The sequence below is a fragment of the Mitsuaria sp. MSU3D genome, from assembly GCF_056867975.1.
This window is the reverse complement of sequence record NZ_CP200314.1, coordinates 6,413,026-6,428,983: the sequence shown is the minus strand read 5'-3', so window position 1 is coordinate 6,428,983 and position 15,958 is coordinate 6,413,026. Positions and strand designations below refer to the sequence as shown.

Annotated in this window: 16 protein-coding genes, 1 tRNA gene and 2 pseudogenes; 5 read left to right on the top strand and 14 right to left on the bottom strand. The window is 68.9% G+C overall.

From position 1 onward, the window contains the following. The first annotated feature begins 1 nt into the window (after position 1). Positions 2-4,312: a translocation/assembly module TamB domain-containing protein gene (locus AC1VNM_RS28355; RefSeq protein WP_483109119.1), complete on the top strand. Its 4,311-nt coding sequence runs from the start codon at positions 2-4 to the stop codon at positions 4,310-4,312. Between the two features lie 159 nt (positions 4,313-4,471). Continuing rightward, a tRNA-Arg gene (locus AC1VNM_RS28350) sits at positions 4,472-4,546 on the top strand. Between the two features lie 42 nt (positions 4,547-4,588). On the opposite strand, the gene AC1VNM_RS28345 is transcribed toward AC1VNM_RS28350, so the two are convergent. Further along, a complete protein-coding gene (locus AC1VNM_RS28345; RefSeq protein ID WP_377157006.1) occupies positions 4,589-4,930 on the bottom strand; it encodes a cupin domain-containing protein in 342 nt (113 codons plus the stop codon). A gap of 349 nt (positions 4,931-5,279) precedes the next feature. Between AC1VNM_RS28345 and AC1VNM_RS28340 the strand changes: the two genes are divergently transcribed. Further along, complete coding sequence (locus tag AC1VNM_RS28340; protein WP_377157007.1) at positions 5,280-6,725, top strand: S41 family peptidase; 1,446 nt, start codon at positions 5,280-5,282, stop codon at positions 6,723-6,725. A 66-nt stretch (positions 6,726-6,791) separates the two neighbouring features. On the opposite strand, the gene tatC is transcribed toward AC1VNM_RS28340, so the two are convergent. From tatC to argB, 13 genes and pseudogenes are all read right to left on the bottom strand, one after another. Continuing rightward, positions 6,792-7,589, bottom strand: coding sequence for a twin-arginine translocase subunit TatC (tatC, locus tag AC1VNM_RS28335; RefSeq protein WP_377157009.1), 798 nt, complete (start codon positions 7,587-7,589; stop codon positions 6,792-6,794). Then, a pseudogene (tatB, locus tag AC1VNM_RS28330) lies at positions 7,586-7,735 on the bottom strand (Sec-independent protein translocase protein TatB); the annotation flags it as partial. The pseudogene tatB (AC1VNM_RS28330) and the gene tatC, both read right to left, overlap by 4 nt. Positions 7,736-7,878: 143 nt before the next feature. Beyond that, a pseudogene (tatB, locus tag AC1VNM_RS28325) lies at positions 7,879-8,071 on the bottom strand (Sec-independent protein translocase protein TatB); the annotation flags it as partial. An 11-nt stretch (positions 8,072-8,082) separates the two neighbouring features. Beyond that, the gene (gene tatA, locus AC1VNM_RS28320) at positions 8,083-8,313 is read right to left on the bottom strand and encodes a Sec-independent protein translocase subunit TatA (protein WP_377157010.1); all 231 of its coding nucleotides are present in this window, start codon (positions 8,311-8,313) and stop codon (positions 8,083-8,085) included. A 193-nt stretch (positions 8,314-8,506) separates the two neighbouring features. Beyond that, on the bottom strand, positions 8,507-8,854 hold the full coding sequence (locus AC1VNM_RS28315; protein WP_377157012.1) for a histidine triad nucleotide-binding protein: 348 nt from the start codon (positions 8,852-8,854) through the stop codon (positions 8,507-8,509). A 52-nt stretch (positions 8,855-8,906) separates the two neighbouring features. Continuing rightward, a complete protein-coding gene (locus AC1VNM_RS28310; RefSeq protein ID WP_377157015.1) occupies positions 8,907-9,308 on the bottom strand; it encodes a DUF4870 family protein in 402 nt (133 codons plus the stop codon). Positions 9,309-9,318: 10 nt separating this feature from the next. Then, on the bottom strand, positions 9,319-9,762 hold the full coding sequence (locus AC1VNM_RS28305; RefSeq protein ID WP_483109347.1) for a phosphoribosyl-ATP diphosphatase: 444 nt from the start codon (positions 9,760-9,762) through the stop codon (positions 9,319-9,321). Positions 9,763-9,767: 5 nt separating this feature from the next. Then, positions 9,768-10,160, bottom strand: a complete 393-nt coding sequence (hisI, locus tag AC1VNM_RS28300; RefSeq protein ID WP_483109346.1) for a phosphoribosyl-AMP cyclohydrolase — start codon at positions 10,158-10,160, stop codon at positions 9,768-9,770. 58 nt (positions 10,161-10,218) lie between these two features. Further along, the gene (locus AC1VNM_RS28295) at positions 10,219-10,704 is read right to left on the bottom strand and encodes an NUDIX domain-containing protein (protein ID WP_377161521.1); all 486 of its coding nucleotides are present in this window, start codon (positions 10,702-10,704) and stop codon (positions 10,219-10,221) included. Between the two features lie 7 nt (positions 10,705-10,711). Beyond that, positions 10,712-11,671 (bottom strand): ATP-binding protein, encoded by a 960-nt coding sequence (locus AC1VNM_RS28290; RefSeq protein ID WP_483109118.1) that lies wholly within the window; start codon positions 11,669-11,671, stop codon positions 10,712-10,714. A gap of 57 nt (positions 11,672-11,728) precedes the next feature. Then, positions 11,729-12,367, bottom strand: a complete 639-nt coding sequence (gene slmA / locus AC1VNM_RS28285) for a nucleoid occlusion factor SlmA (protein ID WP_297525826.1) — start codon at positions 12,365-12,367, stop codon at positions 11,729-11,731. 211 nt (positions 12,368-12,578) lie between these two features. Then, a complete protein-coding gene (locus AC1VNM_RS28280; RefSeq protein WP_377157023.1) occupies positions 12,579-13,268 on the bottom strand; it encodes a response regulator in 690 nt (229 codons plus the stop codon). 267 nt (positions 13,269-13,535) lie between these two features. After that, on the bottom strand, positions 13,536-14,450 hold the full coding sequence (argB, locus tag AC1VNM_RS28275; RefSeq protein WP_377157025.1) for an acetylglutamate kinase: 915 nt from the start codon (positions 14,448-14,450) through the stop codon (positions 13,536-13,538). Between the two features lie 71 nt (positions 14,451-14,521). Between argB and AC1VNM_RS28270 the strand changes: the two genes are divergently transcribed. Both AC1VNM_RS28270 and dtd read left to right on the top strand, forming a co-directional pair. Next, positions 14,522-15,490, top strand: a complete 969-nt coding sequence (locus AC1VNM_RS28270) for a cation diffusion facilitator family transporter (RefSeq protein WP_483109117.1) — start codon at positions 14,522-14,524, stop codon at positions 15,488-15,490. After that, complete coding sequence (gene dtd, locus AC1VNM_RS28265; RefSeq protein WP_483109116.1) at positions 15,487-15,924, top strand: D-aminoacyl-tRNA deacylase; 438 nt, start codon at positions 15,487-15,489, stop codon at positions 15,922-15,924. Before AC1VNM_RS28270 ends, dtd begins: the two co-directional genes overlap by 4 nt. The last annotated feature ends 34 nt before the right edge of the window (positions 15,925-15,958 follow it).

The window sequence follows — 15,958 nt, the reverse complement described above, 5'->3', positions numbered from 1 at the left end:
GATGAGCGACCCGCGCGACGACCTTCCCACGCCCTCGTCTCCGGACGCGGCGCCCGGCGGCGTGCCCGCGCCGGCGGCGGCGGCGGCACCCGCCGCTTCGGCTTCGGTCGAGGCAGAGGCAGAGGCCGCACCGCGTCGCCGCCGTCGCGGCCGTGGCCTGCTGTGGGTGCTGCTCACGATCCCGGTGCTGATCGGCCTGATCGCGCTCGCCCTGACCTGGGCGCTGAAGACGGAAGGCGGCACCGCCTACATCCTGGCGAAAGTGCCGGGCCTGTCGCTGCAGAACGCACGCGGCCGGCTGCTGGGCGACTTCGATGTCGACCGCGCCGAGCTCGTGCTGCCCGGCACCGAGGACCGCATCGTCCTCGAGCAACTGCAATGGCGGAACGTTCGGCTGGTCTGGAACCGTTCGCCGCTGCTGTGGGGCGAAGTCCGGGCGGACCGGCTGGCCATCGCGCGCCTGCGGGTGCAGGTCGCGCCCAGCGCGTCGACCGAACCGGCCAAGCCGCCGCTCAGCCTGCTGTCGCCGGTCGCGATCACGATCGCGGACCTGGAGATCGGCGAGGTCTTCGCTCCCGGCCTGGTGCAGCCGCTGCGCGGCCTGCGCGGCAGCGCGGCGCTGGGCGCCGACGGCGGCAGGCAGCACGCGCTGACCGTCAAGTCCTTGGGCTGGCAACAACTGACCCTCGCCGGCGAAGCACGGATCGCGACGCAGGACGACCTGAAGCTCGCCAGCCGCTGGACGCTGAGCCAGCCGACCGGCGAGCTGCCGTGGACCGCGCCGTTCCAGCTCGACGGCCCGATCGCGGACCTGACGCTGAAGGGCTCGCTCGAGGCGGCGAAGCAGCGTCTGCAGGTGCAGGCGCGCCTGCAGGCGTTCGCGCCCTTCCCCGTCGCGCAGCTGGAGACGCAGGCCAAGGACCTGGACCTCGCCGCGCTGCTGCCCGGCACCGCCGGCGTGCCGCGCACCGGCCTCAGCGGCAAGGTCACGATGACGCCGAACGCGGACAAGTCGCTCAGCGTCAAGGCGGACCTGGACAACAGCGCCGCCGGCCGGCTCGACCAGGATCGCCTGCCGCTGCGTCAACTGCAGCTGGACCTGCTGCTCGATCCGTCGAACTGGACCCGGCTGCGCCTGCCTCGACTGGACGCACTGCTGACCGGCGGCGGCCGGCTGCAGGCGGTGGGTCAGACCAGCCAGGCCGACGGCAGCGTGCTGACGCTGCGCCTCACCGGCCTGGACAGCCGCCAGATCGACGCGCGTTGGCCCGTGGTCCAGGCGCGCGGTGAGCTCAAGCTCAGCACCAAGGCCAACCTGGTGAAGGCCTCCGCGGACCAGTCGCTGCAGGTCGAAGGCGACCTCACCGGGCAACTCGGCCAAGGCAAGCTGCAGGCGCCGCTCGCGGTCACGCTGGCTGCGGAACTGCGCACGCAGTCGATCGACGTGCAACGCCTGCAGGCGCGCTCGGGCGCCGCCACGCTGAACGCCGCGGGCGAGTTCACGCTGAACGAGGCCCTCGACTTCGCCTCGGGCTGGAAGACCCGCGTGGAAGCCTCCGTGCAGGGCCTGGATCCGCGCCGCCTCAGCCCGGAGCCCCTGCCCGCCGGCGCGGCGCCGCAGGCCATCAACGGCCGCTTGAAGGCTGCGCTCCAGTCGGTGCGCGGCAGCCTGTGGCCGCAGGGCAAGGCCGAGCTCGACCTGCAACCCAGTCAATGGCAAGGCCTGCCCCTCAGCGGCCAGGTCCGCTACAGCCGCAACGGGACCGCCGCGCCGGACCTGCTGGCCGATCTGCGACTGGCCGACGCGACGCTGCAGGCGCGCAGCCGCATCAACGCCGCGGCGCGGCGCGAGCAGGTCGATCTGTCGATCAATGCGAACGCGCCCAGGCTCGCCAGCCTGCAGCCGATGCTGCGCGCGCAGTTCCCGCAGGCGACGATCGTCGGCAGCGCGCAGGCGCAGGCGACCGTCGTGCTGATCCAGCCGGGCGCGCGCCAGGCCCAGTACGGCAGCGACGGCAAGTGGCAGTTGCAGGGCTTCGGGCTCTCCGGCGTGCCGGGCCTGCCGGCCAACTCCGGCAGCCGGCCGGCGCTGCAGCTGGACAACGCCTCAGGCCAATGGACGCTGTCCAGCCTCAAGGACGCGAAGCTCGCGTGGACCACGCAGCTCCGCAACCTGCGGCTGCCGCAGCAGAGCATGCGACTCGACGAGCTGCAGCTGGACCTCTCCGGCAGTTGGGCGCAACACCGCCTGACGCTGACGACGCAGGGCCAGGTGCCGCTGCCGCCGGTGCTGACGCACCCGGCGCCGACCAAGGTGGTCGCGCGGGCACAGGCGGCGAGCGCGAGCGGTTCCGCCCTCGCGCAGACGGTGCCGCTGGACCCGCAGGGCGCGCGCGCGCGGATCGCGCTGGACGGCGCGCTGGAAGCCGATCCGCTGCAGGCCTGGCGCCAGGGCGCGGTGTGGAACGCGCGCGGGCTGACGCTCGCGCTGGAAGCCAGCCAGCAGGCCACGCCGCTGCTGAAGGCCGGACCGCTGGCGCTCGCGCTGAGGCTGGATCCGGGACTCGACCCGCGCCAGGCGACGCTCGCGCCGGGGCGGATGGAGCTGCTCGGCGCCGGCCTGCGCTGGGATCGCATGATGTGGCAGAGCTCCAACCAGCCCAACCTGCCCTCGGGCGAGTGGGACGTCCAGGCGGTGATGGAGCCGCTGGCCGCCGCACCGGTGCTGAGCAAGCTGCAGCCCGACTTCGGCTGGGGCGGTGACCTGCAGATCGAAGGCCGGTTCAAGTCGCGGCGCGACGCGCGCGGCCTGACGGTGGACGCGATGCTCGAACGCACCAAAGGCGACCTGACCGTCACCGACGAAGTCAGCACGCAGCGGCTCGCGCTCACCGACCTGCGGCTGGGCGTGATCGCGGACCAGGGCGTGTGGCATCTGGTGCAGGGCGTGGCCGGCGAGAACATGGGCGCCATCGGCGGCGCGGTGACCTTCCGGACCGCCAATGCGCACGCGCTGCCGACGCCGGGCGCCAAGCTCGAGGGCGGCATCGAGGCCAAGGTCGACAACATGGGCAACTGGGGCCCGTGGCTGCCGGCGGGCTGGCGCCTGGGCGGCAGCCTGGCCGCGACGCTGAACTTCGGCGGCACGCTGGGCGCGCCGGAAGTCCGCGGCCAGGCCGGCGCGCAGAAGCTGTCGCTGCGCAATCCGCTGATGGGCGTGGACATGCAGCAGGGCGAGCTCGCGCTGACGATGAGCGGCCGCGAAGCCAAGCTCGAGAAGTTCACCGCGCGCGCCGGCAACGGCACGGTCAACATGGACGGCACGCTGCGCTTCGGCGCGCAGCCCAGCGCGGAGCTGTCGTTGAAGGCGGACACCTTCGCGCTGCTGCAGCGCGTGGACCGGCGCATCGTCGCCACCGGCGCCGCGCAGCTCAAGGCCAGCGCGCAGCTGCTGGACCTGAAGGGACAGTTCGTCGTCGCCGAGGGGCTGTTCGACTTCTCGCGCGGCGATGCGCCGCAACTCGACAGCGACGTGCAGGTCGTGCGCCAGAACGCGCCGCCCAAGGCCGTCGACGGCAGCGGCAAGCCGATGCGGCTCAAGCTCGACCTGGACCTGGACCTCGGACGGCGCCTGCAGCTCAAGGGCTACGGCATCGACACGAAGCTGCGCGGCCTGCTGCACCTCGCGCAGGACGGTCAGCCGCGGCCGCAGATGACCGGCGAGGTCCGCAGCGAAGGCGGCACCTTCAACGCCTACGGCCAGAAGCTGGTCGTCGAGCGCGGCATCTTCAGCTTCGTCGGACCGCTGGACAACCCGCGGCTGGACGTGCTCGCGATCCGGCCCGACATGGAGAACGAGGCGGTCCGCGTCGGCGTGACGGTCACCGGCACGGCCAGCAGCCCGCGGATCAAGCTCTATTCCGAGCCCGACATGAGCGAGACCAACAAGCTCTCGTGGCTGGTGCTGGGACGCTCGCCGGACAACCTGGGCCGCAGCGACACCGCGCTGATGCAACGCGCCGCGATGGCGCTGATCAGCGGCGACGGCGAGAGCGCCAGCGACAAGCTGATCCACAACATCGGTCTGGACGAGCTGTCCTTCAGCGGCGAAGGCGACGATGCGCGCGGCACCGTGGTGCGGCTGGGCAAGCAGGTCAGCCGCAACGTCTTCGTCGCCTACGAGCGCGGGCTGAACGCCACCACGGGGTCCTGGCAGGTGATCTACAAGCTCGCTCAGCGCTTCACGCTGCGGGCGCAGGCCAACGAGTACCAGCAGGGCCTGGACGTGATCTGGCAGTGGAAGTGGGAGTAGCGGTCCGATAGCAAGCGCATGGCATGGGCATGGCAGTCGGAACGGCAGCGGGCGTGGTCGCCTGCACGCCAGCCCGGGCGGGCCCACTGAGGCGCGCGGCTTCATGCGAGAATCCGCCGCTTTCGCGGACAGGGCCCCACCGGGGCCGGTTCACGCGGGCTCTCCGTAGTTCAATGGATAGAACGGCCGCCTCCTAAGCGGCAAATACAGGTTCGATTCCTGTCGGAGGGACCAACGCCTGGCGTCGGTCCCGACGCCTTCCGCGCTCCTGCGGCACTAGCGCTTCAGCACGATCGTCACCAGCGCCGACGCGTCCACCACGCCGGTCACCGTGTGCACCACGCCCCCTTCGAGATAGCACAGCTGCCCCGCGCGCAAGGGCTGGCGCTGCTCCGCGCCGTCGCGCTGGACGATCAGCTCGAGTTCGCCTTCCAGGCAATGCAGCGTGATCTCGCCGTCGACCTTGTGCGACGGCAGCGACTTGCCCTTGGGCAGGACGACACGCATCACCTCCAGGCCCTCCGACTTGAACAGTGCGGAAGACGGTGTCGCGGTCAGCGCGGCACCCAGCGGCGCGACATCGATCGGCTGGGCGGGGGCGGCATGCGGCAAGGCCATGGAACTCCTCCTGGTGGGCGGGCGACTGCGGCGCGTCGAGGTCGCACCGCGGCTGGCGTTGCATCGATCATGGCACCGTCCGTGCCCGTTCGCATCCCCGAGGCGGCCGACACCCTGCCGGAAGTCATTCCCCGCGTTCACCCACCGCGTACCCACCGTTTCCACACCGCGCCCGGAATGCGCGCAAGATGCTCGCGATACGCGTAAATGCGGGGTAAACCGGCTTTTCATGCCGGGCCGCTTTTTTGCCTCACGCATATACTGGGAACGCCTTTGTTCCGTCCCGCACAACGGGGACGGACCATGCGGCGCCAAGCAGCCAGGCTGTACTGATTCAAGGTTTTTCATCATGGGCGCCAAACTGAAAGTCGCGGGCTGGGTCGCATTGGGTGCGATGGCCGGTGTCATGACGACGATGCAGCTGCAGGCCAATGCCCGCAGCACCACCAGCCCCCTTCCGCTCGAGGAACTGCAGCAGCTCGCCGCCGTCTTCGGGATCGTGAAGTCCGACTACGTCGAGTCCGTCGACGAGAAGAAGCTGATCAACGACGCCATCTCCGGCATGGTCAGCGGCCTGGACCCCCACTCCCAGTTCTTCGACAAGAAGAGCTTCAAGGAATTCCGCGAGAGCACGTCCGGCAAGTTCGTCGGCGTCGGCATCGAGATCGGCATGGAAGACGGCCTGGTCAAGATCGTCTCGCCGATCGAAGGCAGCCCCGCCTTCCGCGCCGGCCTCAAGAGCGGCGACCTGATCAGCAAGATCGACGACACGGCCGTGCGCGGCCTCACGCTCGATCAAGCGGTCAAGAAGATGCGCGGCGAACCGGCCACCAAGGTCACGCTGTCGATCTACCGCAAGTCGGAAAGCCGCACCTTCCCCGTCACGATCAGCCGCGAGGAAATCCGCGTGCAGAGCGTGCGCGCCAAGCTGGTCGAACCGGGCTACGCCTGGATCCGCGTGAGCCAGTTCCAGGACCGCACCGTCGAGGACTTCAGCCAGAAGCTGGCCGAGCTCTACAAGCAGGACCCCAAGATCAAGGGCGTCGTGCTGGACCTGCGCAATGACCCGGGCGGCCTGCTCGAGGGCGCGGTCGCGATCTCCGCGGCCTTCCTGCCCAAGGGCGTCGAGGTCGTGTCGACCAATGGCCAGCTCGCCGAGTCGAAGGCCAGCTACCGCGCCGATCCGGACTTCTACGCCCGCCGCGGCTCGGGCGATCCGCTGCGCCGCCTGCCGGACGCGATCAAGAACGTGCCGATGGTGGTGCTGGTGAACGAAGGTTCCGCCTCGGCCAGCGAGATCGTCGCCGGCGCGCTGCAGGACCACAAGCGGGCGACCGTGATGGGCCTGCAGACCTTCGGCAAGGGCTCGGTGCAGACTGTGCGCCAGTTGGGCCCGGACACGGCGGTCAAGCTGACCACCGCGCGCTACTACACGCCGAGCGGCCGCTCGATCCAGGCCAAGGGCATCGTCCCGGACATCCCGCTGGACGAGACCGCCGAGGGCAACGTCTTCGCCGAGCTGCGCATGCGCGAGGCCGACCTGGAGAAGCACCTCCACGGCTCGGACGAGAAGACGGAAGAGTCGCGCTCCAAGGAACTGGAGAAGATCCGCGAGGAACGTCGCCAGAAGCTGGAAGCCGACTACGCCAAGCGCGCCGAAGCACCGAAGCCGCTGCCCGAGTTCGGCAGCGCGGAAGACTTCCCGCTGCGCCAGGCGCTGAACCAACTGCAAGGCAAGCCGGTCGCGGTCTCCAAGGTCGCGCAGGAACGCAAGGCGGAAGCGAAGACCGAATAAGTCTTCCCCAGCCCCAAAGACAAACGCCCGATGCTTGCATCGGGCGTTTTGCTTGGTGGGTGCCGATCAACTCGGCGAGGTGCCGTTGCTTTCTTCCGCTTCGGCGTCCGGGGCCTTCGAGTAGCGGGCGAAGGCGTTGGCGGCCCAGAGGCCGACTTCGTAGAGCAGGCACATCGGGATCGCCAGCGCGAGCTGCGAGACGATGTCCGGCGGCGTGATCACCGCCGCGATGACGAAGGCCAGCACGATGAAGTAGCCGCGGAACTGCTTGAGCTGCGGCACCGTGACGATGCCCATGCGCGCCAGCACCACCACCACCACCGGCACCTCGAACGCGGCCCCGAAGGCGATGAACATGTTCATCACGAAGCCCAGGTAGGCCTCGATGTCCGGCGCCGCCGTGATGCTCTTGGGCGCGAAGCTCTGGATGAAGGTGAAGACCTTGCCGAACACGAAGAAGTAGCAGAACGCCACGCCCGCGAAGAACAGCAGCGTGCTCGACACCACCAGCGGCATCACCAGGCGCTTCTCGTGGGAGTACAAGCCCGGCGCGACGAAGGCCCAGACCTGGTACAGCACCACCGGCAAGGCCACCAGGAAGGCCGCCAGCAAGGTGATCTTCAAGGGCACGAGGAACGGCGACAGCACGTTCGTCGCGATCATGGAGCTGCCCTGCGGCAGGTGCGAGACCAGCGGCACCGCGAGCAGGTCGAACAGACCGCCCGGACCGGGCCAGGCGCACAGCACCCCGAAAGCGATGGCGACCGCCACCAGCGCCCGGATCAACCGGTCGCGCAGCTCCATCAGGTGGGACACAAAAGGCTGTTCGGTGCCGGCCAGTTCGTCTTCTTGGGGGCTGCTCATGGGGCTCGGCGGGAGGGACGGAAGCGCGCCACGCGGGCCGCGCCGGATTGGGCGTGGCGACGCACGCCCTGCCGCTGCTTGTACCAGACCGGCGTGGCGCCGCGCTTGAGGCGCCAGTTCTTCTTCGGATGCGCGTAGACAGGGACCTGCCCGCCGTAGCCACCGATCGTGCCGTCCGCGTTCGTCCCGTCCACGGACAGGTCGGACCAGGTGGACTGCAGCGACTGGTTGGCGGCGTCCATCTGCTCCTGCACGCTGGACTGCACGTCGTTGACGGCGGTCTGGAACTGGCCCTTCATCTTCTGGAGTTCCTCCAGTTCGATGGACCGGTTCACCTCCGCCTTCACGTCGGACACGTAACGCTGCGCCTTGCCCAGCAGCGTGCCCACGGTGCGGGCAACGCGCGGCAGGCGCTCAGGGCCGAGCACGACCAGCGCCACGGCGCCGATCAGCACCAGCTTGTCAAAGCCGAAATCGACCATGCGAGCCGCGCTCAGGAGCGCGTCTTGGCGTCGACGTCGACGGTGTTCGGATCAGCCGCCTTGTTGGCGTTGGCCACCTGCTGCGGCGGCGTCTCGGACGAGGTGCCGTCCTTCATGCCGTCCTTGAAGCCCTTGACGGCAGCACCCAGGTCGCCGCCCACGTTGCGCAGCTTCTTGGTGCCGAAGACGGCGATCACGACGACCAGCACGATCAGCCAGTGCCAAATACTCAAACCACCCATGACAATCTCCAGAGTCGGAAGCCGAAATTCTACGGTGCGCGCATGACAGGCATGTCGGCGATCAATGCCCGTCCATGGCCGCATCAGCGGCTTATGGACCTCGTGCTAACCGCTGAGCGAACAGCGAACGTCACTGTTCGCCACGGTTGCGCTGCGGATTGCTGCAGCGGCGGCCAGTAAATGAGGCCGGCGCTCAGCCTTTCAACCAGGGACGCGGACCGCCGATGGCGTGCATGTGGAGGTGGAACACCTCCTGGCCACCATCCGATCCGGTGTTGATGACGGTCCGGAAACCATTTGTGACGCCGAGTTCCTTCATCAACGTCGGCACCAGCACGGACATCTTGCCGAGCAGCGGCGCGTGCTCGGGCTGCAGGTCGACCATGCTGGCGATGTGCTGCTTGGGAATCAGCAGGAAATGCACCGGCGCCCACGGATGGATGTCGTGGAAGCCGATCAGGTCGTCGTCCTCGTAGACCTTCTTCGCGGGAATCTGGCCCTGGACGATCTTGCAGAAGATGCAGTTGGGGTCGTGGCTCATGGTCGGCGGCGGTCGGAAGCGGTCGAAAAGCGGTCGAAACGGTGAACGGTTGTCAGATCGGCATGGGCCGGCGGTCATTCATGGCCAGCCAGCCTCGCACGATGCGGTAGAGGAACCAGATCGAGATCAGGCACCAGGCGATCCAGCCCGGGATGATGAACAGGAACCACAGCGGGATCGTGACGACGTACAGGATGCCGCACCACAGCACGCTGCGCAGCCGCCAGGAGAAGTGGGTGGCCTGCCAGGTGCCGGCGGCCTCGTCGCGCTTCACCAGGTCGACGATCACCGCGACGATCAGCAGCACGATGCTGGCCTGCACGCCGGGCAGCAGCGCGCCGATCGCGACGACGGCATGCAGCGCGTAGCTGATGATCCCGACGGTGCGCAGGCCTGCTTCGCGCTGCGGGTCGAGGACGACGTCGGGCGGCTGCGGTTCGAACGTTTGGGTCATGCGTTCTCCTTCATGCGTCCCCCGGACGGGGGCTTCGACGGGCGAATTCCTCGAGGCCGGACAGCCCTTCGCGACGGGCCAGCTCGGCCAGCACCTGCTCGGGACGCAGGTCGAAGGCCGCCAGGGCGACGATCGAATGGAACCACAGGTCGGCGACCTCGTAGACCAGCTTGTCCGGCACGCCGTCCTTGGCCGCGAGCACGACCTCGGTCGCTTCCTCGCCGACCTTCTTGAGGATCTGGTCCAGACCCTTGGCGAACAGCTTGGCGACGTAGCTCTTGTCGGGATCGCCCTCGGCGCGGCGTTGGGCGACGACATCGCCCAGATGCGCCAGGACGTCGGTCCCGTTCAGCGGAGCCGTTGCCGCGGCAGTCAGCGGTGCCGTCACCGCGGGCGACGGGCTGTCGGGCGGGAACGGCGTGTCTGGCGCGGCGGTCAGGTCAGGCGTATCCATGGCGCTCATGCCTTGTAGATGCTGGCCGGGTCCTTGAGGACCGGCTCGACCGTCGTCCACACGCCGTTCTCCAGCTTCTGGAAGAAGCAGCTGTGGCGGCCGGTGTGGCAGGCGATGCCCGGTTCGTGGCCGTGCTGCGTGATGCTCAGCAGCACGACGTCGTTGTCGCAGTCCAGCCGGATGCCGTGGACCTGCTGCACGTGGCCGGACTCCTCGCCCTTGTGCCACAGCCGCTGGCGCGAGCGGCTCCAGTAGACCGCCTCGCCGACCTCGGCGGTGCGGGCCAGGGCCTCGCGATTCATCCACGCGAACATCAGGATGTCGTTCGAGCCCTGTTCCTGGGCGATGACGGGCACCAGCCCGTCGCGGTCCCACTTGATCTGATCCAGCCAGTCCATCGGGGCAGTGTAGTCCGCGGTCGCCGCGGCGGCAGCGTTCACACCATCGGTCGTGCCTTCAGACGACATGGGTCGCCCCGACGTGGAAACGCTCCGCGGCGAACCACTGCAGCACCGGGATCGTGCCCGGCAGCACCGGTTGCACCTGCACCGGCAGATGCTGCCAGCTCATCGACTGGCCTTCGCGCATCTCGAACTCGCCCTGCCACTCGTACACCTTGCAGAAGTGCAGCCGCACCTTGGCGTGCGGGTACTCCATCAGCTCGATCTTCCACGGCTGCGCCGCGCCGATCGTGATGCCGAGCTCCTCGTGCAGTTCGCGACGCAGGGCCTGCTCGACGGTCTCGCCAGCTTCGAGCTTGCCGCCCGGGAACTCCCAGTAGCCGGCGTAGACCTTGCCCTCGGGGCGCGAGGTCAGCAGGAACTCGGTCTCGCGGCCGTTCGGCTCGCGGCGCACCAGCACGCCGACGGCCACGTCCACCGGCACGCGATCGCTCGCGGCGGACGGGCTGTGCGGGTTCGCGGATTCGTTCTTTGAAGACATGGACTTGTCAGACATGGTCGAGGCCCTCCGGCGCATCGCCGTCCCGGGCCGGGGCCGCGGCGCCGTCGGCGGCACCGCCCGCAGCAGCCCCCTGGCCCGCCAGATCGCGGGCGAACTGGTAGGCGACGCGCCCCGAGCGCGATCCGCGTTCCAGCGCCCAGACCAGCGCCGGCTGGCGCGCGGCCTCGATGCGGGCGGCATCCAGGCCGAAATGCGTCAGCCACTGCGCGACGATCGCGAGGTACTCCTGCTGACTGAAGCTGTAGAAGCTGATCCACAGGCCGAAGCGCTCGGACAGCGAGATCTTCTCCTCCACCGCCTCGCCCGGATGCACCTCGACATTGCCGTCGCGCTCCGAGTAGGTGGAGGCGAGGTTGTCCTTCATCTGCTCGGGCAGCAGGTGGCGGCGGTTGCTGGTCGCGTAGATCAGCAGGTTATCGGTGGCCGCGGCGACCGAGCCGTCCAGCATCGACTTCAAGGCCTTGTAGCCGGCCTCGCCTTCGTCGAAGCTGAGGTCGTCGCAGAAGATCACGAAGCGTTCCGGGCGATCGGCGACCAGGTCGGCCAGGTCCGGCAGGTCGACCAGGTCGCCCTTGTCGACCTCGATCAGGCGCAGGCCCTGTCCGGCGAATTCGTTGAGGCAGGCCTTGATCAGCGAGCTCTTGCCGGTGCCGCGTGCGCCCGTCAGCAGCACGTTGTTGGCAGGCTGGCCCTGCACGAACTGGCGCGTGTTGCGCAGCAGGCGATCCTTCTGCGGCTCGACCTCCTTGAGGTCGGCGAGCCGGATCGTGGAGAGGTGCTTCACCGGCTCCAGCCGGGCGCTCGCGCCGCGCTTGCGGTAGCGGAAGGCGACCGCGGCGTCCCAGTCGGGCGGCGTCAGGGGCTGGGGCAGCACGGCCTCCAGGCGGTTCAACAGCGCGTCGGCGCGCCGCAGCACAGCTTCAAGGGCGTCGGGAACATTGGCCATAGCCACCGAGTGTAGGCGGCGCCCCGAGCCGTTCAGGGCGCTTGGCATCGCGAAAGCTCAGGCGAGCATTCGCATCGCGGCATCCAACTGTTCGGTGGGAAGCCGCTTGAAGCCGGAACGTGCATAACGCTGCAGCCGGCCGATGATGAAGCTCACCAGCACCGAGGCCTGCGCCTGGGCCTCGACGGTCGGCGTGGTCGATCCCGAGGCTTCCGCGGCGGTGCGCAGTCCTTGCCGCAGCGAGGACTCGACCTTGTCGAAGAACTGGTTCATGCGCGCGACCAGGCGCTCGTTCTCGTAGACCAGCGCGTCGCCGACCATCACGCGGGCCATGCCCGGATTGCGCTCGCCGAACTGCAGCAGCACCGCGACGATGCGCTGGGCCTGCGCCAGGCCGTCGGTCTCGCGTTCGGCGATCTGGTTGAGCAGCGAGAAGATGCTGGTCTCGATGAATTCGATGAGGCCCTCGAACATCTGGGCCTTGCTGGCGAAGTGGCGGTAGAGCGCCGCCTCGCTGACCTCCAGCCGCGCCGCGAGCGCGGCGGTGGTCACCCGTTCCGCGCCGGGCTGCTCCAGCATGCTGGCCAGCGTCTGCAGGATCTGCACCCGGCGCTCGCCCGGCTTGAGCCGCTTGCGTGGCAGCTCCGCCGGCTTGGCAGCGGCGGAGTCCGGGGTGTCCGAGGAGCTGGGGTGCATGGAAGGGGCCGAAGTGTGCGGCGATTCTGGCACAGCCGGAACGCCGTCTTGACGTCGATGCCGGACGTCGTACGCCGACTCCCCGAGGACGCCCCGAGGCCGCGCCAAGGCCGCCCAAGGCCGGTTCCCGGCTCATGTCGGGAAGACCGCCCCCCTGCGAGGTGGCAGTCCTTACCCGTTCCGTCGTCGAGCGGTCCCGGCCGGTCCGCGCTCAGTCGCGCAGCCAGCCGAGGCGGCGCGCCTCGTAGATCGCCTCGACCTTGGAGCGCACCTGCAGCTTGCGGTAGGTGCGCTTCACGTAGGTCATGATGGTGTGCGGCGACACGTTCATGAACTGCGCGATCTCGTCGAAGGTGAAGCCCTTGGCGGCCAGGTGCAGCACGCGCGATTCCTGTTCGGACAACGCAACGACCTGTTCGTCGACCAGCGGCATCGGGGCCGAATCGCCGAAGCCGCGCGGATGCGAGCCCGCGCCCTGCGGCGCCAGGCGCAGCAGCAGCCGCCGCGCGATCACCGGCGAGATGGGGCTGCCGCCCGCGCGCAGCGAGCGGAGCTGGCCCGGCAGATCCAGCGCCAGCGAGTCCTTGAGCAGGTAGCCGGTCGCGCCGGCTTCGATGCTCGAGAGCACATGCTGCTCGTCGCCGAAGACGGAGATGACCATCACCTCGCACTCGGGCGCGACGTGGGCCGCGTGGCGGATCAGTTCGATCCCGCTGCCGCCGGGCAGGTCGAGGTCGACCAGCAGCACGTCGGGACGCGTCTGGTCGAACATCTTCCGGCCCTGCTGGAGATCGGTGGCCATGCCCACCAGACGGATGTCCGGCGCTTTCTCAAGGGCATGGGCGAACGCTTCGCGGAAACGAAGCTGATCCTCGACGATCAAGACGCTGAAAAGTGACATGCAATCCCTCACGGCCTGTGCAGCCGTTTCGTGGCGCATTCTGGGATGTCGCGTGTTTCAGCGGCAATCCCCAGCTTGCAGTGGTATGACCTTCGACCAAGCCCGGTGGCCAGCGGGTCAGCCAAGGGCAAGCGGCGATCCTGGCGGCCTGGCAGAAACGACCGAGCCCCCTCGTTCGGAGGGGGCTCGGTGCATGGATCCACCCATCAGGGGGACCGGAACGGCAGCGCGGGCGGCCTCTTGCGAGGCCGGGTGACGCGCAATCGCTCAGTGCGAGCGGATCATCGTGCCGTAGGCCTGCTCGGACAGGATCTCCAGCAGCATCGCATGGGGGACGCGGCCGTCGATGATGTGGACGGCCTTGACGCCGCTGCGGGCGGCGTCCAGCGCGGAGGCGATCTTGGGCAGCATGCCGCCGGACAGCGTGCCGTCGGCGAAGAGCTCGTCGATCTCGCGCGCCGACAGGTCGGTCAGCAGGTTGCCCTGCTTGTCGAGCACGCCGGGGGTGTTGGTCAGCAGCACCAGCTTCTCGGCCTTGAGCACCTCGGCCAGCTTGCCGGCGACGACGTCGGCGTTGATGTTGTAGCTCTCGTTGCTCTCGCCGAAACCGATCGGGCTGATGACGGGGATGAACTGGTCGTCCTGCAGCGCCTTCACGACGCTGGGGTCGATGGCGACGATGTCGCCGACGGAGCCCACGTCGTGCTCCTTGTTCGGGTCGTCCTTGTCGATCAGCTTGAGCTTCTTGGCGCGGATCATGCCGCCGTCGCGGCCGGTCAGGCCCACGGCCTTGCCGCCGGCGACGTTGATCAGGCCGACGATGTCCTGCTGCACCTCGCCGGCGAGCACCCATTCGACGACGCTCATCGTCTCCTCGTCGGTGACGCGCATGCCCTGGATGAAGTGGCCCTTCTTGCCGAGCTTGTTGAGCGCGTCCTCGATCTGCGGTCCGCCGCCGTGCACCACCACCGGGTTCAGGCCGACCAGCTTGAGCAGCACCACGTCCTCGGCGAAGTCCTGCTGCAGCGCGGGGTCGGTCATCGCGTTGCCGCCGTACTTGATGACGATGGTCTTGCCGTGGTACTTGCGGATGTAGGGCAGCGCCTGGGACAGCAGCTCGGCCTTGTCGCGCGGCGGGATGTGGCTCAGATCGGCGTCGTGGACGGGAGGGGTGTTGCTCATGGTGCTGTCCGGAGGAGGCTGAGGGGATGGGACCAAACGGGCGCCATTCTAGGACCGGCAAAATCGACGCCATGCAAGTGCAGCAATATCTGAAGCTGTCCGCCGGCGTGGCCGTGCTGACCATCGCCCTGAAGACGGCCGCCTGGTGGTGGACCGGCTCGGTGAGCCTGGCCTCCGACGCGCTCGAATCGGGGGTGAACCTGGCGGGGGCGCTCTTCGGTCTGGCGATGGTGACGGTCGCGCGGCGGCCGCCCGACGAGGACCACCCCTTCGGCCATCACAAGGCGGAGTACTTCTCCAGCGCCTTCGAAGGCGCGCTGATCCTGATCGCGGCGCTGGGCATCGGCTGGGCCGCGGTCGAGCGGCTGCGCGCGCCGCAGCCGCTGGAGCAGCTCGGCCTCGGCATGGCGCTGTCGCTGGTGAGCACGGCCATCAACGGGGCGCTGGCGTGGAAGATGCTGCAGGCCTCGCGCGAGCATCGCTCGATCGCGCTCGAGGCCGACGCGCGCCATCTGTTCACCGACGTCTGGACCTCGGTCGGCGTCGTCGCCGGCCTGATCGGCGTGATGCTGACGGGCTGGACCTGGCTCGACCCGCTGCTGGCGATCCTGGTCGCGCTGAACATCCTGCGCGAGGCGGTGCATTTGATGTGGAAGTCCACCGGCGGGCTGATGGACATGGCGCTGGACCCCGAGGATCAGCAGGCGATCGCCGAGGTGCTCGCGCGTTTCGAGGCGCCCGAGCTGCGCTTCGATCACGTCGCGACGCGCGTGGCCGGGCAGCAGCGCCATGTCGATTTCCATCTGCACGTGCCGGCCCGATGGACGCTCGGCGAAGCCGCCGCGCTGCGGGGTCAGGTCGAGCAGGCGCTGATGCGCGCCCTGCCCGGCCTGCGCGCCAGCATCCAGCTGCTGCCGATCAATGTCGAGACGCGCTTCGCTGAAATGGCGGCGCGCGAAACCGCCACCTCGGGGGCCACCTCACCCGTCACCTCAACGGCCGCGACCGCGGCCACCCCCCACCAGAAAGGACAAGGATGATCGCGCTGCTGCAACGGGTGAAGGAAGCCCGGGTCGATGTCGGCGACCGCTGCACCGGACAGATCGGCACGGGCCTGCTGCTGCTGATCTGCGCCGAGCCGCAGGACACCGAGGCGGTGGCGGAGAAACTGCTGCAGAAGATCCTGAAGCTGCGCATCTTCAGCGACGACGCCGGCAAGATGAACCGCAGCGTGCAGGACGTGGGCGGCGGCCTGCTGATCGTTTCGCAGTTCACGCTGGCGGCGGACACCTCGGGCGGCAACCGGCCGAGCTTCACCGGCGCCGCGCCGGCGGAACTCGGTCGCCGGCTCTACGACCACGCGGTCGCGTTCGCGCGGTCGCAGCATCCGGTCGTGGCAACCGGCGAGTTCGGCGCGGACATGCAGGTCCGGCTGGTCAACGACGGGCCGGTCACGATTCCGATGCGGATGTGATGAGAATGCGGTACTACCACTGCACATCGAAGCA

What these genes read in the sequence shown, in the direction of transcription:
- AC1VNM_RS28355 (WP_483109119.1), top strand. Translation starts at nt 2, where the DNA reads ATGAGCGACCCGCGCGACGACCTTCCCACGCCCTCGTCTCCGGACGCG.
- AC1VNM_RS28345 (WP_377157006.1), bottom strand. Translation starts at nt 4,930, where the DNA reads ATGGCCTTGCCGCATGCCGCCCCCGCCCAGCCGATCGATGTCGCGCCG.
- AC1VNM_RS28340 (WP_377157007.1), top strand. Translation starts at nt 5,280, where the DNA reads ATGGGCGCCAAACTGAAAGTCGCGGGCTGGGTCGCATTGGGTGCGATG.
- tatC (WP_377157009.1), bottom strand. Translation starts at nt 7,589, where the DNA reads ATGAGCAGCCCCCAAGAAGACGAACTGGCCGGCACCGAACAGCCTTTT.
- tatA (WP_377157010.1), bottom strand. Translation starts at nt 8,313, where the DNA reads ATGGGTGGTTTGAGTATTTGGCACTGGCTGATCGTGCTGGTCGTCGTG.
- AC1VNM_RS28315 (WP_377157012.1), bottom strand. Translation starts at nt 8,854, where the DNA reads ATGAGCCACGACCCCAACTGCATCTTCTGCAAGATCGTCCAGGGCCAG.
- AC1VNM_RS28310 (WP_377157015.1), bottom strand. Translation starts at nt 9,308, where the DNA reads ATGACCCAAACGTTCGAACCGCAGCCGCCCGACGTCGTCCTCGACCCG.
- AC1VNM_RS28305 (WP_483109347.1), bottom strand. Translation starts at nt 9,762, where the DNA reads ATGGATACGCCTGACCTGACCGCCGCGCCAGACACGCCGTTCCCGCCC.
- hisI (WP_483109346.1), bottom strand. Translation starts at nt 10,160, where the DNA reads ATGGACTGGCTGGATCAGATCAAGTGGGACCGCGACGGGCTGGTGCCC.
- AC1VNM_RS28295 (WP_377161521.1), bottom strand. Translation starts at nt 10,704, where the DNA reads ATGTCTTCAAAGAACGAATCCGCGAACCCGCACAGCCCGTCCGCCGCG.
- AC1VNM_RS28290 (WP_483109118.1), bottom strand. Translation starts at nt 11,671, where the DNA reads ATGGCCAATGTTCCCGACGCCCTTGAAGCTGTGCTGCGGCGCGCCGAC.
- slmA (WP_297525826.1), bottom strand. Translation starts at nt 12,367, where the DNA reads ATGCACCCCAGCTCCTCGGACACCCCGGACTCCGCCGCTGCCAAGCCG.
- AC1VNM_RS28280 (WP_377157023.1), bottom strand. Translation starts at nt 13,268, where the DNA reads ATGTCACTTTTCAGCGTCTTGATCGTCGAGGATCAGCTTCGTTTCCGC.
- argB (WP_377157025.1), bottom strand. Translation starts at nt 14,450, where the DNA reads ATGAGCAACACCCCTCCCGTCCACGACGCCGATCTGAGCCACATCCCG.
- AC1VNM_RS28270 (WP_483109117.1), top strand. Translation starts at nt 14,522, where the DNA reads ATGCAAGTGCAGCAATATCTGAAGCTGTCCGCCGGCGTGGCCGTGCTG.
- dtd (WP_483109116.1), top strand. Translation starts at nt 15,487, where the DNA reads ATGATCGCGCTGCTGCAACGGGTGAAGGAAGCCCGGGTCGATGTCGGC.